Annotated in this window: 22 protein-coding genes and 1 pseudogene; 12 read left to right on the forward strand and 11 right to left on the reverse strand. The window is 73.9% G+C overall.

The genetic code is table 11. The features are described 5' to 3' along the window. Positions 1–259: 259 nt before the first annotated feature. The 4 genes and pseudogenes from ACSNOG_RS00335 to ACSNOG_RS00350 all read right to left on the reverse strand — a co-directional run. A pseudogene (locus tag ACSNOG_RS00335) lies at positions 260–1,921 on the reverse strand (gluconate 2-dehydrogenase subunit 3 family protein); the annotation flags it as partial. Beyond that, positions 1,918–2,394: a hypothetical protein gene (locus ACSNOG_RS00340; RefSeq protein ID WP_436750433.1), complete on the reverse strand. Its 477-nt coding sequence runs from the start codon at positions 2,392–2,394 to the stop codon at positions 1,918–1,920. The pseudogene ACSNOG_RS00335 and the gene ACSNOG_RS00340, both read right to left, overlap by 4 nt. Beyond that, positions 2,391–4,211, reverse strand: coding sequence for a thiamine pyrophosphate-requiring protein (locus ACSNOG_RS00345; RefSeq protein WP_436750434.1), 1,821 nt, complete (start codon positions 4,209–4,211; stop codon positions 2,391–2,393). The genes ACSNOG_RS00340 and ACSNOG_RS00345 overlap by 4 nt, the downstream gene beginning before the upstream one ends. 131 nt (positions 4,212–4,342) lie before the next feature. Continuing rightward, positions 4,343–4,876, reverse strand: a complete 534-nt coding sequence (locus ACSNOG_RS00350; RefSeq protein ID WP_436750435.1) for a DUF6328 family protein — start codon at positions 4,874–4,876, stop codon at positions 4,343–4,345. Positions 4,877–5,057: 181 nt separating this feature from the next. On the opposite strand from ACSNOG_RS00350, the gene ACSNOG_RS00355 reads away from it, so the two are divergent. The 7 genes from ACSNOG_RS00355 (at position 5,058) to ACSNOG_RS00385 (ending at position 9,241) form a co-directional block, all read left to right on the forward strand. Further along, a complete protein-coding gene (locus tag ACSNOG_RS00355) occupies positions 5,058–5,234 on the forward strand; it encodes a hypothetical protein (protein ID WP_436750436.1) in 177 nt (58 codons plus the stop codon). Then, on the forward strand, positions 5,231–5,662 hold the full coding sequence (locus tag ACSNOG_RS00360; protein ID WP_436750437.1) for a monovalent cation/H+ antiporter complex subunit F: 432 nt from the start codon (positions 5,231–5,233) through the stop codon (positions 5,660–5,662). The genes ACSNOG_RS00355 and ACSNOG_RS00360 overlap by 4 nt, the downstream gene beginning before the upstream one ends. Further along, positions 5,655–5,903, forward strand: a complete 249-nt coding sequence (locus tag ACSNOG_RS00365) for a Na(+)/H(+) antiporter subunit B (protein ID WP_436750438.1) — start codon at positions 5,655–5,657, stop codon at positions 5,901–5,903. The genes ACSNOG_RS00360 and ACSNOG_RS00365 overlap by 8 nt, the downstream gene beginning before the upstream one ends. Further along, positions 5,900–6,658, forward strand: coding sequence for an MnhB domain-containing protein (locus ACSNOG_RS00370; protein ID WP_436750439.1), 759 nt, complete (start codon positions 5,900–5,902; stop codon positions 6,656–6,658). The genes ACSNOG_RS00365 and ACSNOG_RS00370 overlap by 4 nt, the downstream gene beginning before the upstream one ends. Then, positions 6,655–6,999: a sodium:proton antiporter gene (locus ACSNOG_RS00375; RefSeq protein WP_436750440.1), complete on the forward strand. Its 345-nt coding sequence runs from the start codon at positions 6,655–6,657 to the stop codon at positions 6,997–6,999. The genes ACSNOG_RS00370 and ACSNOG_RS00375 overlap by 4 nt, the downstream gene beginning before the upstream one ends. A 6-nt stretch (positions 7,000–7,005) precedes the next feature. Continuing rightward, positions 7,006–8,817: a complex I subunit 5 family protein gene (locus ACSNOG_RS00380; protein WP_436750441.1), complete on the forward strand. Its 1,812-nt coding sequence runs from the start codon at positions 7,006–7,008 to the stop codon at positions 8,815–8,817. Positions 8,818–8,917: 100 nt separating this feature from the next. Then, a complete protein-coding gene (locus ACSNOG_RS00385) occupies positions 8,918–9,241 on the forward strand; it encodes a plasmid stabilization protein (protein WP_436750442.1) in 324 nt (107 codons plus the stop codon). A gap of 28 nt (positions 9,242–9,269) precedes the next feature. Here the strand turns inward: ACSNOG_RS00385 and ACSNOG_RS00390 are convergent, their stop codons facing one another. The 3 genes from ACSNOG_RS00390 to ACSNOG_RS00400 form a co-directional block, all read right to left on the reverse strand. Continuing rightward, positions 9,270–10,814, reverse strand: coding sequence for a hypothetical protein (locus tag ACSNOG_RS00390; RefSeq protein ID WP_436750443.1), 1,545 nt, complete (start codon positions 10,812–10,814; stop codon positions 9,270–9,272). Between the two features lie 46 nt (positions 10,815–10,860). Beyond that, on the reverse strand, positions 10,861–12,867 hold the full coding sequence (locus ACSNOG_RS00395; protein ID WP_436750444.1) for a hypothetical protein: 2,007 nt from the start codon (positions 12,865–12,867) through the stop codon (positions 10,861–10,863). A 145-nt stretch (positions 12,868–13,012) separates the two neighbouring features. Continuing rightward, entirely contained in the window at positions 13,013–14,452 is a 1,440-nt protein-coding gene (locus ACSNOG_RS00400; protein ID WP_436750445.1) for an amino acid permease, read from the reverse strand. A gap of 136 nt (positions 14,453–14,588) precedes the next feature. Between ACSNOG_RS00400 and ACSNOG_RS00405 the strand changes: the two genes are divergently transcribed. Both ACSNOG_RS00405 and ACSNOG_RS00410 read left to right on the forward strand, forming a co-directional pair. After that, positions 14,589–15,425 (forward strand): maleylpyruvate isomerase family mycothiol-dependent enzyme, encoded by an 837-nt coding sequence (locus ACSNOG_RS00405; RefSeq protein ID WP_436750446.1) that lies wholly within the window; start codon positions 14,589–14,591, stop codon positions 15,423–15,425. Between the two features lie 97 nt (positions 15,426–15,522). Beyond that, complete coding sequence (locus tag ACSNOG_RS00410; protein WP_436750447.1) at positions 15,523–16,473, forward strand: hypothetical protein; 951 nt, start codon at positions 15,523–15,525, stop codon at positions 16,471–16,473. Here the strand turns inward: ACSNOG_RS00410 and ACSNOG_RS00415 are convergent. After that, positions 16,445–17,668 carry a nitric oxide synthase oxygenase gene (locus ACSNOG_RS00415; protein ID WP_436750448.1) on the reverse strand — a complete coding sequence of 408 codons (1,224 nt, stop codon included), beginning with the start codon at positions 17,666–17,668 and terminating at the stop codon, positions 16,445–16,447. The two genes, ACSNOG_RS00410 and ACSNOG_RS00415, sit on opposite strands and share 29 nt — an antisense overlap. A 197-nt stretch (positions 17,669–17,865) precedes the next feature. On the opposite strand from ACSNOG_RS00415, the gene ACSNOG_RS00420 reads away from it, so the two are divergent. The 3 genes from ACSNOG_RS00420 (at position 17,866) to ACSNOG_RS00430 (ending at position 21,275) form a co-directional block, all read left to right on the forward strand. After that, positions 17,866–19,386 carry an AlkA N-terminal domain-containing protein gene (locus tag ACSNOG_RS00420; RefSeq protein WP_436750449.1) on the forward strand — a complete coding sequence of 507 codons (1,521 nt, stop codon included), beginning with the start codon at positions 17,866–17,868 and terminating at the stop codon, positions 19,384–19,386. A 114-nt stretch (positions 19,387–19,500) separates the two neighbouring features. Continuing rightward, on the forward strand, positions 19,501–20,016 hold the full coding sequence (locus tag ACSNOG_RS00425; protein WP_436750450.1) for a methylated-DNA--[protein]-cysteine S-methyltransferase: 516 nt from the start codon (positions 19,501–19,503) through the stop codon (positions 20,014–20,016). Beyond that, complete coding sequence (locus ACSNOG_RS00430) at positions 20,013–21,275, forward strand: MFS transporter (protein WP_436750451.1); 1,263 nt, start codon at positions 20,013–20,015, stop codon at positions 21,273–21,275. The genes ACSNOG_RS00425 and ACSNOG_RS00430 overlap by 4 nt, the downstream gene beginning before the upstream one ends. Here ACSNOG_RS00430 and ACSNOG_RS00435 read toward each other — a convergent pair. From ACSNOG_RS00435 to ACSNOG_RS00445, 3 genes are read right to left on the reverse strand one after another with little or no spacing between them, the layout of a single operon-like run. Then, entirely contained in the window at positions 21,191–22,642 is a 1,452-nt protein-coding gene (locus ACSNOG_RS00435; RefSeq protein WP_436750452.1) for an alanine racemase, read from the reverse strand. The two genes, ACSNOG_RS00430 and ACSNOG_RS00435, sit on opposite strands and share 85 nt — an antisense overlap. After that, a complete protein-coding gene (locus ACSNOG_RS00440; RefSeq protein ID WP_436750453.1) occupies positions 22,642–23,709 on the reverse strand; it encodes an amidinotransferase in 1,068 nt (355 codons plus the stop codon). Before ACSNOG_RS00440 ends, ACSNOG_RS00435 begins: the two co-directional genes overlap by 1 nt. A gap of 57 nt (positions 23,710–23,766) precedes the next feature. Then, positions 23,767–24,783, reverse strand: a complete 1,017-nt coding sequence (locus tag ACSNOG_RS00445) for a fatty acid desaturase family protein (RefSeq protein WP_436750454.1) — start codon at positions 24,781–24,783, stop codon at positions 23,767–23,769. Between the last annotated feature and the right edge of the window lie 20 nt (positions 24,784–24,803).

The raw sequence follows: 24,803 nt of genomic DNA on the forward strand, positions 1-24,803 counted from the left end.
GCCCTGGGCGGCCACGTGCTCGGCCCAGACGATCGGCAGCGGGGAGACGGTCTGCAGGGAGAAGCCGCGCTTGTAGGGCTTGGCGGGGTCGGTCTCGTAGAAGTCCCTCCGAGGACACCTCGGGCGGCGGCGCCTTGTAGGCGCGCACCTCCTCGGCGAAGCGGCCCGAGGTCTGCGGTGCGCCCTGCACCATCACGTACCGGCCGACCAGGTCGAAGTCGTTGCACAGCCCCTCGGGGAAGCGGCGGCACGCCGAGTTCAGCAGCAGCCGGGGCGTCTCGATGGAGTAGCCGGCGACGGCGACCATGCGGGCGCGCTGCAGCCGCTCCCTCCCGGCGTGCACGTAGCGGACCCCGGTGGCCAGGCGGCCCTGCGCGTCCAGCTCGATGCCGGTCACCATCGACTGCGCACGGATCTCCGCCCCGTGGGCGAGCGCGTCGGGCACGTGCGTGATCAGGGTGGAGGCCTTGGCGTTGACCTTGCAGCCCTGCAGGCAGAAGCCGCGGTAGACGCAGTGGGGGCGGTTGCCGAAGCGGCCGTTGGTGATGGCGACCGGGCCCACCCGCGCCGCGATGCCCAGGGCGGCCGCCCCGCGCAGGAAGACCTCGCCGTTGCCGCCGACGGGGTGGGGCGCGTGCGGGTAGGCGTGCGGGTCGCCCCAGGGCCAGTACTGGCCGGCGACGGGCAGCTCCTGCTCGATCCGCTCGTACGGGCCGCGCAGCTCCTCGTAGTCCAGCGGCCAGTCGGCGCCCACGCCGTCGTCGGTGAGCGTCGAGAAGTCCGAGGGGTGGAAGCGCGGGGCGTAGCCGGCGAAGTGGGTGGTCGAGCCGCCCACGCCGCGGCCGGAGTTGTTGGCGCCGAGCGGCACCGGGTCCTCCCCGGAGACGACGCGCGGCTCCGTCCAGTACAGGTGGTGCGATCCGGCCTCGTCGCTGACCCAGTCGGTGCCGGGGTCCCAGAACGGGCCGGCCTCCAGGCAGACCACGGACCAGCCGTGGCGGGCCATGCGCTGGGTGAGGGTGGCGCCGCCGGCGCCGCAGCCGATGACGACGAGGTCGACCTCGTCGGCGTCGGCGTAGCGGCGCATGCCGTCGACGAGGGAGCGGTCGAAGCGGGTGTCCCCGCGGGGGAGCAGCCAGGCGGAGGCGTTGCGGTCGCGGACCGGCCGGTGGGACGCCGTGCTCTGCCGCAGGGTGGCGGCGGCCGCCCGGACGGCGGTCCTGACGGAGGGGCGGCGCGTCCCGGGAGAGCGCGGCGGTTCGCGGAGCGGCTCGTAGGGCGGCGGCTCCTCCTCGGGCCCCTCCGCGACGGGGTCGACCGGGTGCTGCTCGCGCACCTCCCACCGCTCCCGCAGGTCCAGGCCGAGCCGCACGTACCCCCGCGGGTACGCCGGCCCCCCGAAGCCGATCTCGTTCCACGCCCACGGGTGGGAGTAGAAGGCGGTGGCGGTGTAGCGCGTCCACAGCCCCCACACGTGGCCGGCCGGCATGCCGTGCCAGCGTGCGGAGCCGGCCTCGCGCACGGCCCGGACGAGCGCGGCCTGCCGCTCGCGGGTCAGCCCCGCGAAGGGGGTGCCGTGCGCGGCGCGGGCGTCGGCGTCGAGGGCGGCGAGCGAGCACCGCCAGGCCTCGTCGTCCTCGGGCATGTCGGCGAAGCGCCAGCCGTCGGTCTGCAGTTCGGCGAGCCGGGCGTCGATCATCTGCAGCACCGGCACCTTGGGGTCGTCCCACTGTGCCAGCAGGTGGTCGAAGAGCGGTCCGGCCACGGCCTCCTCGGCGAGGGTGAAGAAGCGCAGGTCCGGCTGGACGGCCGTGCGCGAGAGGACGACTCCGGAGGTGGCGGCGTCCCAGGTGCCGGCGTGGGCGAGGACGTCGTGGCCGGCGAAGGCGCTCCCGTGCCGTCCGGGCGTCGTCACCGTCACCGCTCCCTGCGCAGCAGGGCGGCGAGCAGGCCCATGCCGCCGACCATCGTCACCAGCAGCGGCGCGAACAGGGGCGGCCCGAGCTCGATGTTGTACCGGGCCATCGACCAGCCGCCGGGCTTCTGGGCGATGCCGCGCACGTGCAGGTACGTGCCCTGCAGGCCGTTGGCGGCGATGGCGGCCGAGGCCAGCGGCAGGGCGGTCTTCGCCATCCGCTCGCTGGCGAAGCCGGCGATGCCCGCGGCCGCGCCGACGGGCCCGAGCAGCACCGGCCACCACATGACGCGGTTGCCGAAGCTCGCGCGGTCGTGCTCCAGGTAGATCTCCGCCGCCGTGACGAGGGATCCCACCGCCGTCAGCAGGGACAGGGTGCGCTCGAACCGGCCGTGGCGGACGTTGCGCACCATGCGGTCGAGGGCGTACGGCGCCGGGTCCGCCGGCCGGCTGCGTCCCCTGCGCGGCAGCGGGTTCATCCCCCGTCACCCGCCCCGTGCCCGCGGTGTTTGTGGCCGCCGGGCAGCATCTCCTGGATCTTCGCCTTGAGCCCCTGGCGGACGACGGCGGCGCGGTCGCTGTCGCCCTTGAGGACCGCCGCGGCGGCGGCCTCGATCTGGTCGAGGGTCGCGTGCGGCGGGATGGGCGGGACGGCCGGGTCGGTGCGGAAGTCGATGACGAAGGGCCGGTCGGCGGCGAGGGCGCGCTCCCAGGCGGGGACGACCCCGCCCGGCTCCTCCACGCGGACGCCGTCGAGCCCGATGGAGCGGGCGAAGTCGGCGTAGGGCACGTCGGGGATGGCCTGCGAGGGCAGGAACTGCGGGGCGCCCTCCATGGCGCGCATCTCCCACGTGACCTGGTTGAGGTCCTGGTTGTTGAGGACGGCCACGATCAGCCGCGGGTCCTGCCACTCCTTGTAGTACTTGCCGGCGGTGATCAGCTCGGCCATGCCGTTCATCTGCATCGCCCCGTCGCCCACCAGGGCGATGGCCGGGCGGTCCGGGTGGGCGAACTTGGCGCCGATGGCGTAGGGGACGCCGGGTCCCATGGTGGCGAGCGTGCCCGACAGCGAGCCGCGCATCGTGCCGCGCATGCGCAGGTGGCGCGCGTACCAGTTGGCGGCGGAGCCCGAGTCGGCGGTCAGCACCGCGTTGTCGGGCAGCAGCGGGTCCAGGGCGTGGAAGACGTACTCGGGGTTGACGGGGTCGGCGGAGACGGCGGCGCGCCGCTCCATGACCTCCCACCAGCGGGCGGTGTTCTTCTCGATGCCCTTCCGCCAGTCTCCGTGCTTCTTGGCCTCCAGCTGGGGCAGCAGGCGCGTCAGGGTCTCGCGCGCGTCGCCCACCAGGTTGATCTCGAAGGGGTAGCGCAGCCCGACCATGAAGGGGTCGACGTCGATCTGGACCGCCCGTGCCTGCCCGAACTCCGGCAGGAACTGGGTGTACGGGAAGCTCGACCCGATGACGACCAGCGTGTCGCAGTCGCGCATCAGCTCGTAGGAGGGGCGGGTGCCCAGCAGCCCGACGGAGCCGGTCACGTACGGGAGGTCGTCGGGGAGCACGTCCTTGCCGAGCAGGGCCTTGGCGACGCCGGCGCCGAGCACGTTGGCGAGCCGCTCGACCTCGGCGCGGGCGCCGCGGGCGCCCTGCCCGACGAGGATGGCCGGTTTCCGGCCCGCGTTGATGAGCTCCGCCGCCCGGGTGATCTCCTTCTCCGCGGGCACCGGGGCGTAGGGCGCGACGCCCAGGCTGGAGGGCACCATTTTGAAGGCGTGCTGCGGCGGCGAGTAGTCGAGCTCCTGCACGTCGGCGGGGATGATCAGCGCGGTGACGGTGCGCCGGGCGTACGCGGTGCGCATCGCCCGGTCGAGGACGTTCGGCAGCTGCTCGGGGACGGTCACCATCTCGCAGAAGTCGGAGGCGACGTCCTTGAACAGGCTCAGCAGGTCCACCTCCTGCTGGTAGGAGCCGCCCATCGCGCTGCGGTTGGTCTGGCCGACGATCGCCACGACCGGCACGTGGTCGAGCTTGGCGTCGTAGAGGCCGTTGAGCAGGTGGATGGCGCCCGGCCCGGAGGTCGCTGCGCACACGCCCACCTTGCCGGAGAACTTCGCGTACCCCACGGCCTCGAAGGCGGACATCTCCTCGTGCCGCGACTGGATGAACCGCGGTTTGTCCTCCGCCCGGCCCCACGCCGCCAGCAGGCCGTTGATGCCGTCGCCCGCGTAGGCGAACACCCGGTCGACGTCCCATTCGCGCAGGCGCTGCAGGAGGTGGTCGGACACCTTCGTGGACATGGGTCTCCCTTCGCCCGGGGTGCGCGGTCGTCGCGGGACGGGTACGGGCGTCCCGCCACAGTGCTACGGGTGACCGGTCCCGGGCGGGGGAAACGCCCGGCGTGGCGAATCCCTCGTACGGATGTGTGGGGTCACTCCTTCGATCGGTAGTGGTGCAGCAGCCAGCCCGGCAGCCCGAACCAGCACAGCACCAGCCAGACCACGATCCCCGCCACCAGCCAGGGCACCGCGCTGTTGTGCAGGGCGAGCCGCAGGATCAGCGTCAGGGCCGAGGTGACCGTGCACAGCAGCAGCACGATGCCCGCCATCGTCAGCCGGGCGGCCCAGATGACCGTCTCCGGTTTGATGCGGCGGCCGCTGACGATGCGGTGGAGGGAGACCGGGCCGACCAGGGCGCCGGTGGTGGCGGCGCCGAGCACGACCGTCGTCACGTAGATCGCCCGGTCGGTGTCGCCGAGGGTGGCGAACCGCGGGGTGAAGACCACCGTGAGCAGGAAACCGAAGAGGATCTGCACGCCCGTCTGGGTGACCCGCACCTCCTGCAGCAGTTCGCCCCAGCGCCGGTCCGCGCGCTCCTCGGGCGTCTCGTCGCGCCCTCCGGGGCCGGCCGCAGCCCCGGGGAGCCGGGGCCCGCCGGGGCCGTCCTCCTGCGGTCTCGCTGCCATGCCGTCCTTCCGCCTCGCCCCGGAGCCCGGAGTACCCCCGCCCGCACCGGTCATGCGCCCGCCCGCCATACCTCGCGAAGGCGCGGGTACACGCGGTGCGACACGCCCCGGCGACGTCCCGCGGTTCGCGGGGCCGTCAGGCCGATACTGGGGCATTCCCGCGGAAAGCGGAGGTGAACGGATGCTGAGCGGCATCGTCCGGGCCGCGGCGGAGATCCTCGCGTGGTGGGCCGGCCTCACCGCGGTGTGGACCCTCCTCATCAGCCGGGCCGACACGCTGGAGATCGCCGTCGGAGCCGGCGCGGCCCTGGTCTCGGCGTGGGCCGCGCGCGGCGCCCGCCGGGCCGCGGACCGGTGAACTGGTGGCTGGCGGCGGCCTGCGCGCTCGTCGCCGGCGGTCTGGGCCCGTGCCTGTGGGGGTCGGCGCGCGGCACGGCCGGGCAGCGCGTCCTCGCGCAGAACATGGCCACGCTCCTGCTGTGCCTGGTCCTCCTCCTGCTGGCCCAGGGGTACGGGCGGCCCTCCTACGTGGACCTCGCACTGGTCGTGGCCGTGCTGGGGCCCGCCGGGACGCTGGTCTTCACCCGTCTCCTCGGCGACGAGCCCGGCGAGCGCCCACCGGGGCTGCGCCTGCTCACCCCCGCCGTCCTGATCGCCACCCCGGCGACGGTCGTCCCCCTGTGCGTCGCGACCGGCCCCGGCCGCGCCACGGGCAAGCTGGTGCTCATCGGCCTGCTGCTGATCGCCGGAGGGGTCGTCACCTCGGCGGCGGTGCGCCATGGCTGACGTGCTGATCGCCGTCGTGCTGCTGCTCGTCGCGGCCGCGGCCACGGTCGCGGTGCTGCAGCGCGACCCGGCCCGGCAGGCCGTCGTGCTCTCCGTGCTCGGCCTGGCGCTCGCCGCGCTGTTCACCGTCCTGCAGGCCCCCGACGTCGGTCTCGCACAGCTCGCCGTGGGCTCGGCCGTGACCCCGCTGATGATCCTGCTGACGGTCCGCAAGATCCGGCGCGGCGGGCGGCGGGAGTGACGCGCCGGGTGCGGCTGTGGCTGCTGACCGCCGGCCTGCTCGCCACGGCGGCGCTGTACGTCGCCGCCTGCACGGACCTGCCCGGCTTCGGCGGCTCCCACCACCCCTACGGCGACCGGGCGGTGCGCGCCGCACTGCAGCAGCACACCGCGAACGCCGTCTCCTCCGTCAACTTCGACCAGCGCGCCTTCGACACGCTCGGCGAGGAGACGGTCCTGTTCGCCTGTGTCCTCGGCACCGTCGTCCTGCTGCGGCAGACCCGCGGCGAGAGGCGCAGCGCGCCCGAGCCGGCCGACGTGCCGGCCGCGCTGCGCCGCTACGGCCTCCTCGTGCTGCCCGTCACCCTGCTCATCGGCCTCTACGTGATCGCGCACGGGCAGCTCAGCCCCGGGGGCGGTTTCCAGGGCGGGGTGGTCGTCGCCACGTCCCTGCACCTGCTGTACGTCGCCGTCGACTACAAGGCGCTGGAGCGCGTCCGCCCGCTGGGGCTGTTCGAGCTGGCGGACGGCACCGGGGAGGCCGCGTACGTCCTGCTGGGCGCGGCGGGGCTGATCGCCGGCTCGGCGTACCTGGCCAACACGCTGCCGCTGGGCACGTTCAACACGCTCTCCTCGGGCGGCACGGTGCCGCTGCTGAACGCCGCCGTCGGGGTGGAGGTCACCTCGGCCGTCGTCGTGCTGCTGGCGCACTTCCTCCGTCAGGCGCTGGAGATCGAGAGCGAGGACGACGCGCAGGACGGAGGACGCGCCGCGTGAGCCTGCTGCCCTACCTGACCGCCGGCTGGATTTTCCTCGTCGGTGTCCACGGCATGGCCACCAGCCGCAACCTGGTCCACGCCGTCGGCTGCCTGGCCGTCACCCAGTCCTCCACCTACGTGCTGCTGCTGGCCGTCGGCTACCGCAAGGGCGCCACGGCGCCCGTCTTCTCCGACCTGCCGACCGGCGCGCCCGTCGTCGACCCGGTCGTCCAGGCCCTCGCCCTCACCGACGTCGTGGTGGGGGCGACGGTGACCGCCCTGCTGCTGGCCCTCGTCGTCCAGACCGCCAAGCGGCACGGCACCGTCGACCCCGACGAGCTGTCCGAGCTGAAGGGCTGAGCCGCGGTGGACCGGCTGCTCCCGCTGATCGTCGTCGTGCCGCTGCTGGGGGCGGCCGTGCTGGTGGCGGCGGGGCGGCACGTGCCCCGGCCGGTGGCGGAGGCGGTCGCGGGCCTGGCCGCCGCGGCCTCCGCCGCCCTCGCCGCCGCCGCGCTCGCCGCTCCCCCGGGGGTCTCCTGGGTCGGCGCCTGGCGGCCGCAGGGCGGTCACAGCGTCGGCATCGTCCTGGTCGGCGACCGCGTGGGGCTGGGTCTGGCGGCCCTCACCTCGCTGCTGGTCGTCGCCGTGCTCGCCTATTCCTGGCGCTACTTCGACGAGCCGCCGCACGGCCACGGCGGCGCCTTCCCCGCCCTGGTGCTGCTCTTCCAGGGCGGCATGTGCGGCTTCGCGCTGACCGGGGACCTCTTCGACGCGTTCGTCTTCTTCGAGCTGATGGGCGTCGTCGGATACGCCCTGACCGGCTACCGCGTCGAGGAGGCCCGCCCCGTGCAGGGGGCGCTGACGTTCGGCTTCGTCAACTCCCTCGGCGGGTACGCGACCCTGCTCGGCATCGGCCTGCTGTACGCGCGCACGGGCGAGCTCGGCATGGCGCAGGTCGGGCGGGAACTGGACAGAGCAGTCGGAGCGGCCGGAGCGGCCTCGCCTTCCGGGCGCGGCGGGGACGCGCTCGTCGTCGCCGCGTTCGTGCTGGTGCTGACGGGCCTGCTGGTCAAGGCCGCGGCCGTGCCGTTCCACTTCTGGCTGCCGGACGCGCACGCCGTGGCGCCGACACCGGTGTGCATGCTGCTCTCCGGCGTGATGGTGGAGATGGGCGGCTACGGCGCCGCACGCGTGTGGACGACCGTCTTCGCCGGGCCCGGCGGCGTGCCCGCGGCCGGGGCCCGGCGCACGCTGATGGTCCTGGGGGTCGCGAGCGCGCTCGTCGGTGCGCTGATGTGCTGGCAGCAGCGGCACGTCAAACGGCTGCTGGCCTTCTCCACGGTGGCGCACACCGGGCTGTTCCTCGTCGGCATCGCCCTGCTGACCCCGCACGGGATCGCCGGGACCGCGCTCTACGTGCTCGGGCACGCCGGGGCGAAGGCGGCGCTGTTCGCGTGCACCGGCGTCCTGCTCGACCGCCACGGCAGCGTCGACGAGTGCGAGCTGCACGGCAAGGGCCGCGACATCCCGTACACCGGCCTGCTCTTCGCCGTCGGCGGGCTCGCGCTCGCCGGGCTGCCGCCGTTCGGCACGGGCCTGGGCAAGGCGCTCGTGGAGGAGCAGTCGCCCTGGCTGCCCGCCCTGTTCGTGCTCGTCTCGGCGGTGACCGGCGCAGCGGTGCTGCGGGTGGCGGCGCATGTCTTCCTCGGAGCGGGGCAGGCGGGACGCGAGGACGACGAGGGGCCGGAGACCACCGGCGGCCGGGAGGAGCCCGAGACCGGCCGCCGCGTGCGCCGCCCTCCCGTTCCCATGGTGACGGTGGCGGCGCTCCTGCTGGCCGGCTCGCTCGCCGTGGGGACGGTGCCCGCGCTCACCGGCGCGGTCACGGCTGCGGCGGAGTTCTTCATGGACCACGCCGGCTACGCGGCGGCGGTGCTCGACGGCGGGCCGGCCGGGCGGCCGCAGGGCCCGTACGCCTGGTGGACGTGGGCCGGTGCGGGTCTGGGCCTGCTGTCGACGGCGCTCGCCGTCGCCCTCGCCGCCCGGTCCGTGGGCCCGTCGTCGCGGACCGTGCCCTGGAGCGCGCCGCTGCGGCGGCTGCACTCCGGGCACGTCGGCGACTACGTGGCCTGGACGATGGCCGGCATCGGGCTGGTCTCGCTGCTGGCCCTGTGGTGACCCGCCGGGCCGGCGTCCGCGTCCGGGCCGACCGGTTGCAGGCGCCGGGGGCCGCGGGCAGGGTGGGACACCAGGACATACCACACCAAGGATGGACATCATGCCCCGAGGTTCGAGCCCCAAGCGGGAACGGCAGTACGAGCACATCAAGGAGAGCGCCGAGGATCGTGGGGAGAGCACCAAGCGCGCCAAGGAGATCGCCGCGCGCACCGTCAACAAGGAGCGGGCCAGGTCCGGGGAGTCGAAGACGGCGAGCAAGTCCTCGACCCAGGACATGTCCTCCTCGAAACGGGGCGGGCAGCGCTCCCACAGCGGCTCCGAGGGACCCACCTACGACCAGCTCTACGCCGAGGCGCAGCGCCGCAACATCCACGGCCGGTCGAACATGAACAAGGCCGAGCTCAAGCGGAAGCTGGGGCGGTAGGCCCGGCCGGGCACGCCCGGGACGCCGCCTACCGGGTCTTGTACAGGGGCCCGGAGTCCGGGGAGCCGCCGGGCGCCTGGATGATGGGCACCGGCTTGTTGTGCGGCCAGCCGTCGGAGGCGTCGTCGAAGCTGAGGTCCCCGCTCGCGGCGGGGACCACGGCGGCGTCGTGGAGGTTGGTGAGCTGGTTGAAGACGTCCTGCACGGTCGGCGTCTCCCGGCCGGTCTGGCCGGTGACCATGCGCAGCGCCCACACGGCCGTCAGCACGGAGTCGTGGTGCATGACCGCGTAGCCGTCGGTCAGCTGCCGGTCGGGGAACTTCAGGTCGCGGAAGCTCTGGTAGAAGGACTTGAAGCCGCTCGGCGCCTCCACCCCCTTGATCCACTGCTCGGCGTTGGTGGCCGAGGCCTGCAGGATGGTGATCCTGCTGTCCTTGAGCAGCCCCATCACGTCGTTCGCCTGCTGCACCGCGCCCTGAGAGCCGGCGAGGATCGTGATCGGCTTGTCGTGCCCGCACTGGCTGCGCGAGGACAGCGACCGCACGAGGTCGGAGAGGTCCCGGCCGCGCCCCGCGTAGAAGACCAGCTCGGACTTGGTCAGGCAGATGTTGTTGAAGGCGTTGAAGAACAGGCTGGGCACGCCTTCGGTGCGGGGACCGGTGGTGCCCACGAAGGAGACCCGGCGCTTGTCGATGTAGTCGGCGAAGACCTCGTCGTATGCCTTGCGCATGGTCCGTACGTAGTTGTCGTCCCGGCTGTCGAAGACCAGGTAGCCGCGGCGCTGTTCGGCGGGCAGCCGGTCCAGGCGCTGCCGCAGCGACTTCGCGTAGTCGGTGTTGGAGGGCGAGACCTTGAACAGGCGCTCCGAGTTGAGGTTGGTCGCGGTCAGGACGGCGCCGATCGAGGGGATCTTCCGCCTGGAGAGCTCGTCGGCCGCGCTCTGCGTCTCGGGCACGCTGACCCCCATGCCGGCCACGGCGACCAGCGGATGGTCCCCGCCGGTCATGCCGGCGAGCTGTTCGACGACGGGCCGCCAGTGGAGCTGGTTCCTGCCCTCGCTGGCGAGGACGAGCTGGATCTGCGGGGCGCGCCCGTGGACGCCGGTGGCGTTCACCGCGGACAGGGACGGGCAGGCGTTGGCGCGGCACTGCGCGGTGTAGGCGCCCTCGAGGCTGCTCCTGATCTCCTCGATGGGCAGCACGCTGCTGTCGCTCGCGGTCATCGGGGTCAGCAGGCCGACCTTGACGTAGGGCACGGGGGTCTTGCCGGCACCCGGCTTCTCCCACTGGTCGCGCACGCGCCGGTTCTCCGCGGCGATCTTCTCGGTGATGTCCTTGAGCTCGGGGGCGAAGGCGTAGGGCGTCTCGTCGAGGACGCCGACGCACTCGCGGTCCCGGCCGGAGCCGGCCCACACGAGGCCCGGCACGTCGTCGGCGCAGCGGTCCTCCTCGTCGTCCGTGCGCAGCAGCCAGAAGGCGCCGCCGGCCAGGAGGGCCAGGACGACGACCAGCGCGGCGAGCCCCTGCCACCCCTTCCACCAGGGAGGCAGTTCGTCGAGTGGGTTCTCAGGCATGCTGCGGGCTCCTTGCGGACGACGGTGGTCACGCGCCGGGACGCGCTCAGATGTACTTCTCGGCCTCGTGCCGGAGCGCCACCCTGCGGGGATCGGAGTGCATGGCCAGGCTCTGGAACATCAAACCGATGGTGCCGTTGAGTTCGGGGCGCGCGGCCGGCAGCCGGTTGCGCGCGTCGCCCGCCAGCCACAGGGCGGCCACCAGCATGGTCAGCGCCCGGCGTTCGGCGAAGGAGCGCGGGGCCAGCTCTTCGGCGAGCCGGTCCACGCGCAGCGTGGCCGTCCGCTCGGGCAGCACCGGCGTGCGCATCGGTGCGGCCGTGACCGCGTACAGCTCGTAGAGCCAGGCGTCGGTGCCGGGCAGTTCCGTCAGGCTGCGGGCGAGGTGGTCGACGACGTCGTCGAGCTGGCCGAGGGCGAGCGCGTGGTAGCGCACGTCCAGCGGGTGGCCGTAGAGCATGTGCCAGACCTGCAGCTGCTCGTGGGTCTCGTCCCAGCGCGAGCGGCTGCGGGCGAGCTCCTGCAGGAGCAGCAGGCGCAGCCACGGGTGCAGGACGGGTCTGGCGGACAGCGGGCGCGGGTGGGTGTTCTCCAGGTAGCCCGAGCCGCGGCCGCCGCGTGCGCCGGCGTCCTGGGGGACGGGGTCGAGGAGCCAGAGCCGGGTGCCCGTCTCGCGGGCGAGGCCGTTGCGGGTGCGGAGGGTGAAGGACTCCAGCAGGTCGGCGTCCCAGGCGGCGTCGAACTCGCGGGCGGCGGAGCACACGACGAGCGCGGCGCGCTGCTCCTCGTTCATGCCGTCCAGGAGGTCGCGCAGGATGACGCGGTCGAGCGGCAGGGCCTCGGAGTCGTCGTCGGCGCGGGGGACGGGGGTGGCGAGGATGCCGCGCAGCAGGGCCTCGGTGTCGCCGCGGCCGGGGATGCGCGCCGCCGCCTCCAGCAGCCGGCCGGCGCTCCACGCGTGACCGCGCGTCAGCCGGTGGGCCAGCGGCGCCGCCTCGGGCAGACGGTCGGCGATCCCGGCGCCGAGCTGGGAGACCTCGGCGGCGGTCAGGTCGCGCAGCTGGACGCAGTACCAGTGCCAGGAGGCGTCGGGCGGCGGATCGGGGACGGACTGCTCCCAGTCGGCGTAGGAGGCCTGCTCCGGCGAACGGATCCACACGCCGGCCGGCCCGCGGGCGAAGGGGCCGGGGATCCTTCCGGTGTCGGAGGCGGTGGCGACGGCCAGCAGCGGGTCGGGGGCGCCGCTCTCGTCGCGCAGCCGCACGAGCAGGTCGAGGAAGTCCCGGCCTCCGGGGGCGTCGACGTTGTCCAGGAGGACCACGCAGTTGCGGTCGCGGCGGCGGCGTGCGTACTCGCCGCGCAGGTCGGCGAGGAAGGCCTCGCACAGCCGCCGGTCCACGGCGGCCCGGTCGACGTCGGTGCCGCTCTTGCTCAGCCGGTTGAGGGCGACGAGTTCGTCGATCGGGGTGTGCGGGCCGGCGTACCAGGAGAAGCCGGTGCGCCGGGCGATGCCGAGCGGCAGCCGCGGCGGGCGGCGGATCAGCCCGGCCAGCAGGCCGATGCCGGGTATCTGCAGGAGGTTGAGGTCCTGCAGGAGCCCGGCGACGTCGGCGGCCCGGTCGGCCGCCGCGGTGTTCTCGCGGGCGTTCTGCAGGGCGCGGCGCAGCTGGTGGCCGGCCCGCCGGGCGTCGTTGGCGTCCAGCGAGAGCCCGGGGTCGACGACGAGCAGGCCCAGGGTGAGGCGGGGGAAGAGCAGGGCGGGCTGGCGGGCGAAGCGGTGCGAGAGCCCGTAGGCGAGGCGGCCCGCGACCTCGTGCGGCCGGCGCGGCCCGGCGGAGGCGAAGTCGTAGAAGGCGTGCGGGCGGTGGGAGCCGAGATAGCCGAGCCAGGCCAGCGCGGCGGTGCGCCCGCTGCCGCGGGTGCCGGCGAGCACCAGCACGGGCAGTCCGCGCCCGCCCTGCCCCGCGCGGCCGTCCTGGACCCTGGTGCGGCATTCCTGGAAAAGCGCCTCGATGCCCTCGATCCCCAAGGGCCGTCTCACAGGCTCCGGCACGTCACTCAGCCCCCCTCGGGTCGGCGCGTGTCACCACCGACCGTGCTGAAAATGCTGCCACGCGGGGTGCCGTTTGCGGGAGCGTTCAGCCGCAACTGGTAAGGGGGACCGGCGGTCGGCGCCCCCGGGCGGGGGCGCCGGTCCCTCAGCTCCGTGCGGTGGACTTCACGGCCTCCTCCACGGCCGTCCCGGGAGCCACGGCGGCCCGGCGCCTGCGGGCGAGCGGGTATCCCAGGCCCAGCAGGACGAACCAGACGGCGATGACGTAGAGGGCGATGCGGGTGTCGGAGTCCCAGGCGACCAGGACGGTCACGAAGGCGAAGGCCGCGAGCGCGAGCCAGTTGGTGTACGGGGCGCCGGGCATCCGGTAGCCGGAGGCGACGGCCCTGCCCTCGGCCACGGCCCGGCGGTAGCGCAGGTGCGTGACGAGGATGATGCTCCACACCGTGATGGCACCACCGGTGGAGACCGCCGTGATGTAGGCGAACGCGTGCTCCGGGTCGATGGCGTTGACGAGCACGCCCAGGGCCATGACCAGCGCCGAGACGACGACGGCGGTGGCGGGCACGCCGCGCTTGCTGAGCCGGCCGAGGGCCGCGGGGCCGTGGCCGTTCGATCCGGCGGTGCGCAGCATGCGCGCGGTGGCGTAGAGCCCGCCGGCGTTGCACGAGGACAGCGCCGAGGTGAGGACGACGAAGTTGACGATGCCGGCCGCGGCCGGGATGCCGATCTTGGTGAAGGCGGCGACGAACGGGCTCGTCCCCGGCTGGAACTCCTGCCAGCTGACGACCGACAGGATGACGAAGAGCGCGCCGAGGTAGAACAGGCCGAAGCGCAGGGGCAGGCTGTTGATGGCGCGCGGGATGTTCTTCTCGGGGTCCTTGGTCTCCCCCGCGGTCACGCCGACGAGCTCGACGCCGAGGTAGGCGAAGAGGACGATCTGCAGGGTCATCAGGGAGTTCCACACGCCGTGCGGGGCGACTCCGCCGTCGGCCCAGAGGTGGCTGACGGACGCGGTGTCGCCGGCGTCGCCGAAGCCGATGATGAGCACGCCGAGGCCGATGAGGATCATGCCGATGATGGCCGTGACCTTGATGATGGCGAACCAGAACTCCAGCTCACCGAAGATCTTCACCGAGATCAGGTTGGCGCAGGCGAGCACCACCAGGGAGATCAGCGCCGTCTTCCACTGGTCGAAGCCGGGCGCCCAGTAGTTGACGTACTGCCCGGCCGCGGTGATCTCGGCCATGCCGGTGGTGACCCACATGATCCAGTACGTCCAGGCGGTGGCGTACCCCCAGAAGGGGCCGAGGAAGCGGTGGGCGTAGTCGGCGAAGCTGCCGGAGACCGGGTCGTGGGTGAGCAGCTCGCCCAGGGCCCGCATGACGAAGAAGAGCACGATGCCGGCGGCGGCGTACCAGATGATGAGGCTGGGGCCGGCCTGCGATATCGCGGTGCCGGCGCCGAGGAAGAGACCGGTGCCGATGGTGCCGCCGATGGCGATCATCTGCATCTGCCGGGAGCCCAGGGTGCGTTTGTACCCCTCGGTGCCGGCGCCCGGGTCCCCCGTGGTTCGCGAGCTCACAGTTCTGAGGTCCTCTCGTGTGTGACGTCTCCGCAGCGCGGAAGGGTGCCGAAACGATCGGCCAGTACAAGATCCCTCAGGAGCGCCGTCGTGGCCAGCAGGTTCACCGGCTTGTTCCGGAAGAGTCGCGGGAAGGATGGGGCACGTGGACCTTCCTTCCCGGCTTTCCGCTTTCCACCGCGAGGTGCGGGCGTTCGAGGCCGCGGCCCGCCGGGCGGCCGCCGGCGGCGGGGCGCCGCTGGTCCCGTCCTGCCCCGGCTGGTCGGTGTCCGACCTGGTCGTGCACCTGGGCAGCGTGCACCGGGGCGTCGCGCACATCATCCGGGACCGGCTCCAGGGCCCGCCGGACCCCTCCGATCCGGCCTTCTCCGCCGGGCTTCCCGAGGACACCGCGGGCTGGCCGCGGCCGGAGCAGGCGCCCAACCGCGGGCCGCTGCCGCCGGGCCTGGCCGACTGGTTCGCGGAGGGGGCGGCCGCGCTGGAGGCGCTCTTCCGCAGCCGCGATCCGCAGGAGCCCGCGTGGACGTGGTCGCGGGAGCGGACCACCGGGTTCTGGCTGCGGGTGCAGACGATCGAGGCGGCCGTGCACCGCTGGGACGCGGAGAACGCCCTGGGATCACCCCGGCCCGTCGACGCCGCACTCGCGGCGGACGCCGTGGACCACTCGTTCGAGGTGATGGTGCCGTGGGCCCGCGCCCGCAGCGCCGCGCCGCCCGGCTCCGGCGAGCGCTACCGCTTCCGGCGGACGGACGGCGCCGGCGTGTGGACGGTGTGCTTCGACGGGGACGACGTCCGGGTCGGTGGCCCGGCCGGCGACCGGGTCGGCGACGGTGGTTCCTGGGACGTCGAGGTGTCCGGTACCGCGTCCGATCTGATGCTGTTCCTCTGGGGGCGGATCTCCGCCGGCCGGCTCGCGGTGCGGGGCGACCGGGGCGTCCTGGACCGCTACGCCGCCTTGGTCCCCCCGGTCTGATTGCCGCGTGCGGCGCCCCGGATTCCTTGACCCCGACCTACGGGACTGATAGACCCCGGAACCCTGAATCCAGGTCAGGGCGAGGGGAGTTGGGTCCATGGAGATCATCGACGACTTCGGTCTTCCGGTAGCCGCGATCGGCGCGGACGAGCTCGGCTCGGCCCCCTGGACCCGGGCCCCCGCCGGAGCCGTGGCCGTCGTCCGGGTGACCGACCCCCCACCGGAGCTCCACGGCGAGCTGGCGCGGCGCGGCTTCGTCCGCAAACCGTCGACCGTGACGTGGCGGGCCGCCCTGGGGGCGAGCGAGGAGGAGTTCCTGGGCCGGCTGCCCCGCAAGAGCCGGCAGTACGTGCACCAGGCGCGCAGACTGATCGCGCGCGAGGGCCTGCGGGAAGTGGTCGAGGACCGGATATCGCCCGGAAGCCTCGGCCTGTTCCTGGACCTCTACGAGGACCGCGTGGCCCGGATGCCCTACGGCGTGGCCTTCGCGCGCAGGCACCGGGAGAGGATCCTGTACGGCCCGGAGAAGTACTTCGGCGTGTTCCTCTACCGCGGGGACGCCCTGGAGGGCGGCACGCTCGCGCTGGAGTGCCCGGACGAGAGCGCGGTGAGGCTGCGCTGGTCCGCGGTCACCGAGGAGACCCGGCAGGCGAGTCTGCCGCGCCACCTCTACCTCGCGACGATGCGGGTGGCCCGCGAGAAGGGGTACGCGTGGGCCACGATGGGCGACGACCCCAATCTCTACGGCCACATCCCCCGGCCGGGGCTGTTCACGTTCAAGGCGAGCATGCGGTTCGAGGCGGTGGCCTCGCAGGACTTCGGTGACCCGGCGGGCTTCGACGAGGCCGATCTGGTGCTGTCCCTGGACGCGCTGACGCAACCGGTGCTGATGCTCGGCTACGCGAGCGCGACGGGACGCGGGCTGCGGCCCTTCATCGTCAGCAACGCCGCGGTCGACCTGCAGCAGTACCTCGCGCCCTTCCTGGCCGGCCCCGCCGTCGTCCGGCCGCCGGGCGGGCTCACGGGGTGGCCCGGCCCGAGCCGTTGAGCCGCGTCGCGTCGCACCGGGCGGGGCCGGGGCCGGTGCAGCGCCGGTGCGGCGGTGCGGGGACGCCCCGGGCCCGCAGCCGGGCGGCGTCGTCGAGGTGGAAGTCGGGACGGGGCCGGCTCTCGTCGTAGTAGCGGTGGAAGACGGGGGTGAGCGCGCCCGACATGGGCGGGACGATCCACGACCAGTCCGCCGGGCAGCTGCGGCCGGCGAGCTCCTCCCGGGCCACGTGGCGCAGGAAGCGGGCGGATTCGGTGTGGTGGTCGGCGATGGTCACCCCCGCGGTGTCGAAGGAGTGCAGGACCGCGCGGTTGACTTCGACGAGCGCCTGGTCGCGCCAGAGGGTGCGACTGCTGGAGGTGTCCAGGCCGAGCCTGCGGGCGACGTCCGGCAGGACGTCGTAGCGGTCGGTGTCGCACAGGTTGCGGACGCCGATCTCGGTGCCCATGTACCAGCCGTTGAAGGGGGCCGCGGGGTACGAGATCCCGCCGATGCGCAGCCGCATATGGGAGATGGCGGGGACGGCGTGCCAGCGCAGGCCGAGCTCTTCGAACCACGGCAGGGAGGGGTGGCTCAGCCGCACCTCCAGCACGTCTTCCGGGGGGAGTTCGAACATCTGTAAGGGGTTCCCCCGGGTCTGGATGATCAGGGGCAGCACGTCGAAGCGGCCGCCCGCGCCCTCCCAGCCGAGCGCGGTCGCCAGCTCGGTCAGCCCGAACCCGGCGGGATCGCCGGTGTAGCCGCCTTCGAAGCGCAGATAGCCGGCGTAGCGGACGAGCTGCTCGTTCCATATGAGGACGGGTGGGCCCTCGGCGTCGTCCTGCGGGAAGACGGTGATGACCGGTCTGATCCGTCCGGCGTTGGTGGCCACCCGCAGGTGGGCCAGGCACTCGGCGGCGACGTCCGCGGCGTTGGTGACGTGTCTGCGGTCGCGCACGCGCAGGCTCTGCCAGTAGAGCCTGCCGATGCAGCGGGCGGAGTTGCGCCAGGCGGCCTTGGCGCCGAACGCCAGTTCGTCGGGGGTGTGGCGGTAGGTGCCGGTCTCCGCGATCTGCCGGCGCACCGCGATCAGGCGGGCGTGGAGGGCGTCGTCGTCCAGCCCGGACTCGTCGTGGAACTGCCGGACGAAACGTTCCGCTTCCCCCTGGTCCACCACGGCCCGCCGGTGCCGCCCGTTTCGCTGATCGGTCGTCATCGAGCCCCCACCTTGCGCCGGCCGGCGGCCGGCTTCGGCCCGGGCGGCCGGGAAAGACCTTCGGAAGTGCGCGCCGGGACATCGTATGCGGCGCCGTCGCGGAGGGCCAAGGAGTCTGCCAAAAGGCCCCCGGGCCGCCCCATCACGATGTCCGATGACCGCCAGACAGGCGGCCGCGGCCTGGGAACAATGACCACGTGCTCGACTTCGACAGCTACTACCGGGCCATGGCCAGCCGCGACGCGCGCTTCGACGGCTCCTTCTACGTCGCGGTGACCACGACCGGCGTCTACTGCCGCCCGGTGTGCGGTTCGCGGACGCCGAAGCCGGAGAACGTGCGCTTCTTCCGGATCGCCGCGGCGGCCGAGGCCGCGGGGTTCCGCGCGTGCCGCAGGTGCCGTCCCGAAGCGGCGCCCTCCTCCCCCGAGTGGAACGTGCGCGGGGACCTCGTGGCGCGGGCGCTGCGGCTCATCGCGGGCGGCGCCGTCGACGAGATCGGGGTGGCCGGAGTCGCCCGGCAGCTGGCCGTCAGCGAGCGCCACCTGCACCGGCAGCTGGTCGCGGAGGTCGGGGTCGGCCCCCTCGCCCTGGCGCTGAACCGCCGCACCCAGGTGGCGCGGCTGCTGATCGAGTCCAGTGCGCTGCTGCTGTCGGAAGTGGCCCTCGCCGCCGGCTACTCCAGCGTGCGGCAGTTCAACGACGGGATGCGCGCGGCCTTCGGCTGCTCGCCCACGGAGCTGCGCAGGGCCTGCGGCGCCCGGGCGGACCCGCGGGCGGGCGAGCGGACGCCCGGCCGGTCCGGGCCGCTGGTGCTGCGCCTGCGCTACCGCCCGCCCTTCGACGGCGCGGGCATGCTGGCGTGGCTGCGCGAGCGGGCCGTGCCCGGCGTCGAGGAGACCGACGGCAACCGCTACCGCCGCACGCTGCGCCTGCCGCGCGGCAGCGGCACCGCCGAACTCGACCTCACCGTCTCGGCGGCCGCCCGCGGCCGGACCGGGCAGCAGCACGTGACGTTACGGCTCACGCTCGCCGACCTGCGCGACGTGACGGCCGCCGTACGGCGCTGCCGCGACCTGCTCGACCTCGACGCCGACCCCGCGGCGATCGGGGACGCCCTGCGCCCCGACCCGTGGATCGGGTCGCTGGTGCGGGCCGCGCCCGGACTGCGGATGCCCGGGTGCACGCACGGCTTCGAGCCGGCCCTGCGCGTCGTCCTCGAACAGTTCACCTCCCTGGCCGAGGTCAGCGCGGTCTGCGCACGGATGGCCGCGCACTGCGGCGAGCCGGTCCCGGCGGCCGGCGAGGGCCGTCCCTGCCGGCTCTTCCCCTCCGCCCAGGCGCTGGCGGACGCCGGCCCGGGCGCGTTCGGCCTCACCGGGAGACCGGCGGCCGCCGTCCACGCCCTGGCCGGCGCGGTCGCCGCGGAGAAGCTGTCCCTCGAACGGGACGCCGACCGCGAGGAGACCGCGGCGCGGCTGCGCGAGCTGCCCGGCGTGAGCGAATGGGCCGCGCAGCGCATCGCGATGCACGCACTGGGCGACCCCGACGCGTTCGCACCCCAGGACCCGCAGGTACGGACCGCCGCGAAGGCCCTCGGCCTGGCCGTGGGCCTGGCGGAACACGCCCGCGGCTGGCAGCCGTGGCGCTCGTACGCGGCCCTGCACCTGAGGGAGGCCGGGCGCGCAAGGCCCGCGATCCCGGTCCGGCGACCTCGCTGACGACCGCCGCGGCTTCACGCCCCGTAAGGGGCGCGGGGAACTGCGCGACCAGCCACCCATGGCCCCCAGCCGACCGACCAGCCACCGGGCGGAGCCCGGAGCCCGAGGAGAACGATGACAGCGCAAGGCATGCGCAGCGCCACGCTGCCCACCCCCCTGGGCCCCTTCAGCCTGCTGACGACCGAGGACGGCATCCTCGCCGCGGGCTTCACGGCGGACCCTGCCGCGCTCCGGGCCGAGCTGCCCGCCCCGTGGCGCGACCGCGAGCCGGTGCCCGCGGCGCTGCCCGAGCCGTACGCGTCCGCGCTCGCCGCCTACTTCGACGGTGACGTCGAGGCGATCGACACGCTGCCGGTCGTGCAGAGCGGCAGCGGCTTCCGGATGGCGGCCTGGCGGGAGATGCGCCGGGTCCGTCCGGGCACGACGGTGAGCTACCAGGACCTGGCGGCGTCCGCGGGCCGCCCGGGCGCGGCGCGGGCCGCGGGCGCCGCCTGCGCGTACAACCTGGTGCCGCTGGTCGTCCCGTGTCACCGGATCCGCCGTTCGGACGGCACGCTCGGGGGCTACTACTACGGCCTCGCGGTCAAGCGGTGGCTGCTCGATCACGAGAGGGGTGCGGGCCGCAGGTGAACGCGTACTGGCGGGTGCTGAGGTCGGGGGACTTCGGGCGGCTGTGGCTGGGCGCCTCCGTATCGCTGCTCGGCGACGGAATGACGTTCCTGGCCCTGGCGTGGCTGGTGCTCGACGAGGGCGGCACGGGCCGACTGGGCCTGTTGGGCGTCTGTTTCACGGCGCCGGTCGTCGTGGGCGGCCTGCTCGTGGGGCCGCTGCTCGACCGGTTCGACAAGCGGGTGCTGCTGATCGCGGACAGCGTGTTCCGGGCGGCGTGCGTGGCGTCGGTTCCGCTCGCGGCAGCCGTCGGCGGGGTCCCGGTGTGGCTGCCGTTCTTCGTGGCGGCGGTCTACGGGCTGCTCAAGATGGTGCCGCTCGCCGGTTTCCCGGCCGCCATCCCGCAGCTCGTCGGGGACCGCGACCTCGACACCGCGAACGCCCTCGAATCGCTGAGCTTCAGCGTGGCGACCGTCGTGGGCCCGGCGGCGGCCGGCGTCCTGGTGGGCGCGGTCGGCGCTCCCTGGGTGCTGCTGGTCGACGCGGCGTCGTACCTGGTCTTCGCGGCGCTGGTGGCGACCGTACGCCGGCCGCTGGCACCTCCCGGGCGGACCGGGCGGACCAGGCGGCAGGCCGGAAGGCAGACGCCAAGGGCGTCGCTGAAGGGCGTCGCGCGCGACCGGGTGATCGTCTCCACGACGGTCGCGTTCATGCTCTTCAACATCGCCGACGGAATGCTGGTCCTGGTCGTCGGGCCGTGGCTGGCGAAGAACGAGCTGCACGGCGGCGCCTCCGTCCTGGGCGCGCTCACCGCGGCCCTGGCGGCCGGTGAGGTCCTCGGCGCCGCGGTGGCGGGCGGGGGCCGCCTCGGGCCCGCGTCGGTCCGGCTGATCGGGCTGGTCCAGACGGGGGCCGCGCTCGCCTTCCTCGCCGTGCTGGGCGCGCCCCTGGAAGTCGTGGTCGGCGCCGGCTTCTTCGCGGTGGGGCTGCTGAGCGCGCCCATGACCGTGTGGGCGCAGTCGCTGCGGATGCGGCGCATCCCGCCGGAGCTGCACGGGCGGGCCTTCGCCGGGCTGCGCACGCTGATGCAGGGCACGGCGCCGCTCGGATCGGTGATCGCCGCCCCGCTGCTGGCGGGTGGCAACCTCACCGCCGCGGCCGTGACGATGACCTGCTGCGCCGGGCTGCCCGGCCTTTATCTGCTGCTGGCTTCCCCCGGTGACGGTCCCGCGCCCGCCGCTGCCGCCGGGCCGGTGCCGGAGCGGGCCGACACCCTCTGAGAAGCGCTCGTCCCCGTACTCGTCCCCGTACTCATTCGCGTACTCGCCTCCGTGTTCACCACCGTGTGCACCGGCGCCCGGCGCCCGAGGAAGCCGCGCAGGGCGAACTCCCAGCCGTAGGCGCCGGCCAGCGGGAAGACCACAAGGTCCCCGGCGCGCAGCCGGCGGACCCGGATGCCGCGGGCGAGGATGTCCTCGGGCGTGCACAGGGGCCCGGCGAGGGAGACGGTGGTGTCCGTCAGGGCGGGCCGGGGGCACGCGTACGGCCAGTGGTCGACGTCCACGACCGCGGCGTCCAGGGCGACTTCGAGGAGGGCGGGCAGCATGAAGTGGTTGATGCCGCCGGCCAGGACGGCGAACCGGGTGCCGGCCACCTCCTTGACGTCCGTCACCTGGGCCGCGTAGTAGCCGCTGTCCGCCACGAGCCAGCGGCCGGGTTCGAGGACCACCCGTACGCCGGGCGGCGGCGGGTCGGCGCGCAGCCGGGCGGCGAACCTGCCGAGGTCGAAGGGGGCCGTGCCGCGCGGAGCGACGCCGAGGCCGCCGCCCGCGTCCAGCACGCGCAGGGAGAAGCCGTGCTCGCGGGCGGCCCGTACGGCCCAGCGCAGCCGTGTCTGCACGTGGGCGGCGTGGGCGTCGGCGTCGAGGTTGTTGGACACCACGTGGAAGTGGTAGCCGACGAGGTCGAGGCCGGGCAGGGCGCGGGCGACGGCGGCCGCCTCCGGCAGGGCGTCCTCGCCGATGCCGAACTGCGTGGCGTGGCCGTCCATGCACAGGGCGCCCCGCAGCGGCCCGGTGGCGGCGTTGACGCGGAGCACCACCGGGATGCGGCGGCCGGCCCGGGCCGCCGCGGCGGCGATCCGGTGCAGTTCGAGGGTGCTCTCGGCGCTGACGAAGTCGACGCCCGCCCGGGCCACGGCCGTCAGCATGGCGTCGGTCTTGCCGGGCCCGGTGGCGATCAGGGCCCCGGCGGAGGCCGCCCGGGCCGCCTCGGCCTCGCCCGCGGAGGAGACGTCGAAGCCGTGGACGCCGGGGGCGAGCGCTGCGAGCGTGGCCGGGAAGGAGTTGGCCTTCACGGCGTAGAAGACGTCCGCCCGGTCCTGCAGGGCGGCGCGCAGCAGCGCCGCCCTGCGGCCCGCCGCGGCCGGGTCGTGGACGTAGGCGCACAGCGGCTCCGGCCCGGCCTTCCGCGCGAGCCGGCGCAGCCGTTCGGTGACCGGGCCGGGCAGGGACGAGGACGGCAGGGCCGGGCGGGCTTCGGTGCCCGGCGACCACTGCTGGGCGGGCCAGGGCACTGCCGGGGCGGGCCGCCCCGGTCCGCCGGGCTCGTCGGGATGCGGGGCTGCGTGCTGCGCGAACGCGGCCATCAGAAGTACGTCTCCAGGGCCCCGGTGCGCCGGATGTCCAAGGTGGCGCAGTGGAAGGCGCCGCCGAAGGCCGTGTAGTGCTCGAACGAGCAGGGGACGGGCTCGAACCCCCACTGCTCGAAGGCCTTCAGGAGCGGCGTCTGGGACCGTTCGACGACGACGTGCTCCGGGTCGAGCATGAACACGTTCAGGCTGCTCCACGCGCTCATCAGCCCCCGTTGCATGACCGGGGTGACGACCGGGTCCGGGGGGATGAGCACGTCCCAGGACCGGAAGACGGAGGGAAGCCCGTCCGGGTCGATGAACTCGGGGTTGACCAGGACCTTTCCCGGTGCCAGGGGCAGCAGGGAGGTGTCGATGTGCATGGCGCGCGGGTAGCGCGAGACGACCTCGTGGACGCGGTACTCCGGTCCGAGGTGCCGGCGGAGCCACTCCAGGCCGAGGGCGTTGGTGACGTGGCTGCGCTCCATGAACAGGTCCCGTCCGCAGCGCATGACGTCGGCCGCGTCGAAGACCGGTTCTGCCTCGGTGACCAGGTACGTCATCTCTTCGCCCGGGGGCGGGATCTCGTAGCCGGGGCGGTACTGCGCGTCGAGGAGGCGGGGCTTGGGGGCGGCGGTCCAGCGGGCGCCGCGCTCGAAGTACTCGGTGAGCAGGCCGCGGTAGGCCCAGGTCTCGAAGTAGCGGTTGCGGTCGGCCATCGGCACTTCGATGATCTCGTCGCCGACGACGAGCAGGAGGTCGCGCGGGTTGGCGGCGGACATGCCGTTGGCGACCGACCAGGCGGGGGTCGCGAACGGGCGGGAGGACGCGGGCGGATCGGGGCGGCGCACGGTGACGTGGGCGTCGTGGAGGATGCCGATGAACTCCTCCAGACCGCGCTGCGCCTCCTCCACCACGTCCTGGGGCATCGGGGTGCCGGCCGAGGCGCTGAGGCGCTCCTGTGCGGCGGGCGGTACGGAGATGCGGTCGATCAGCTCCCACGACGACGTCATCGCGCCGTCGACCCTGCCGACGACGACTTCCTCCAGCGGGTCCCATTCGTTGTGCGAGGAGACCACGGGCATGGCGCACTTCCTTCCGTGAGGTCCCTGAGGGGAGTTGCGGGCGCGGCAGGGCGGGAGCTAGCGGGTCATGCAGTTCTCGCCGCTCTCCCGGCCGCCCTGGTAGGCGATCTCGCCCTTGAGGACCTTGCGGTAGAAGCTCCAGTACGAGGATTCGGTGACGAGGATCTTCTCCTCCATGGCGGCGTGCAGCCGCGGCACGTTCACCATGGGAACCCCCTGGTGGTAGTGGTGCGCGGTGTGCAGGTTGTTGTAGTTGGTGAGCCAGCGGCCGAAGCGTGAGGCGTGGATGGTCCTGGTGTTGCTGAGGACGTTGTCGTCGGTCTGGGTGTTCAGCCCGAAGTGCTCGGGCATCTCGATCAGGAAGTGGGCCGCCTCACTCACGAGCAGCGCCGGGGCGAACCAGGCCAGGACGACGAACCAGTCGCGGGTCAGCACGCCGGCCGCGACCGCGCCGGCCAGCAGGAGGAGCAGCAGGGCGTATTCGTTCTGGATCGCGCGTGCGGCGCGCGGCCGCTCGACGCCGGGGACGGGGCGCCGGGCGGCGCCGCGGCCCAGGTTGCGCAGGACGTCGGCGTAGCGGCCGGGGTGGAACGCGGCGAGGGCGAAGCCGTGCAGGCTGTCGAGGCCGTGGAAGCGGTAGTTGAAGAACTCCTGGTTGCGGGGCGTGCCGAGGAAGGCGTGGTGGCGCAGGTGCTCGTACTTGTAGTGGGAGTAGGAGCTGAACATGAACACGCCACAGACGAAGCCCCAGGTCCGGTTGGCCCACCGGGCGTGGAAGGCGTGTTCGTGGAGGCACTCGTGCTGCAGCTCCACGAGGTAGGCGTACATCACGCCGAGGACGAGGACGGCGGCCACGCAGGTGACGGGGTTGCGGAATTCCAGCAGGGCCGTCCAGCAGACCACGATCACGGCGAAGGCGACGGCGATCTTGGCGATGAAGCGGCGCGGGCGGCGTTCGAAGTAGGCCGTCGGCAGGCCGCGCCGGGTGTCGGTGCCGCGCACCGGCGCCAGGGCCACGTCGTGGGAGCCGTCGAGGTTGAGCTGTTCCTCTTCGTGGGGAGCCGTGCGGGACATGGCTGTTCCTCCTTGTACCG

The organism is Streptomyces sp. URMC 124 (assembly GCF_051386455.1).
Classification (GTDB): Bacteria; Actinomycetota; Actinomycetes; order Streptomycetales; family Streptomycetaceae; genus Streptomyces.

Excerpts from the sequence above, each read along its gene's own strand:
- ACSNOG_RS00340 (WP_436750433.1), bottom strand. The coding sequence starts at position 2,394 with ATGAACCCGCTGCCGCGCAGGGGACGCAGCCGGCCGGCGGACCCGGCG.
- ACSNOG_RS00345 (WP_436750434.1), bottom strand. The coding sequence starts at position 4,211 with ATGTCCACGAAGGTGTCCGACCACCTCCTGCAGCGCCTGCGCGAATGG.
- ACSNOG_RS00350 (WP_436750435.1), bottom strand. The coding sequence starts at position 4,876 with ATGGCAGCGAGACCGCAGGAGGACGGCCCCGGCGGGCCCCGGCTCCCC.
- ACSNOG_RS00355 (WP_436750436.1), top strand. The coding sequence starts at position 5,058 with ATGCTGAGCGGCATCGTCCGGGCCGCGGCGGAGATCCTCGCGTGGTGG.
- ACSNOG_RS00365 (WP_436750438.1), top strand. The coding sequence starts at position 5,655 with ATGGCTGACGTGCTGATCGCCGTCGTGCTGCTGCTCGTCGCGGCCGCG.
- ACSNOG_RS00385 (WP_436750442.1), top strand. The coding sequence starts at position 8,918 with ATGCCCCGAGGTTCGAGCCCCAAGCGGGAACGGCAGTACGAGCACATC.
- ACSNOG_RS00390 (WP_436750443.1), bottom strand. The coding sequence starts at position 10,814 with ATGCCTGAGAACCCACTCGACGAACTGCCTCCCTGGTGGAAGGGGTGG.
- ACSNOG_RS00405 (WP_436750446.1), top strand. The coding sequence starts at position 14,589 with ATGGGGCACGTGGACCTTCCTTCCCGGCTTTCCGCTTTCCACCGCGAG.
- ACSNOG_RS00410 (WP_436750447.1), top strand. The coding sequence starts at position 15,523 with ATGGAGATCATCGACGACTTCGGTCTTCCGGTAGCCGCGATCGGCGCG.
- ACSNOG_RS00415 (WP_436750448.1), bottom strand. The coding sequence starts at position 17,668 with ATGACGACCGATCAGCGAAACGGGCGGCACCGGCGGGCCGTGGTGGAC.
- ACSNOG_RS00425 (WP_436750450.1), top strand. The coding sequence starts at position 19,501 with ATGACAGCGCAAGGCATGCGCAGCGCCACGCTGCCCACCCCCCTGGGC.
- ACSNOG_RS00435 (WP_436750452.1), bottom strand. The coding sequence starts at position 22,642 with ATGGCCGCGTTCGCGCAGCACGCAGCCCCGCATCCCGACGAGCCCGGC.
- ACSNOG_RS00440 (WP_436750453.1), bottom strand. The coding sequence starts at position 23,709 with ATGCCCGTGGTCTCCTCGCACAACGAATGGGACCCGCTGGAGGAAGTC.
- ACSNOG_RS00445 (WP_436750454.1), bottom strand. The coding sequence starts at position 24,783 with ATGTCCCGCACGGCTCCCCACGAAGAGGAACAGCTCAACCTCGACGGC.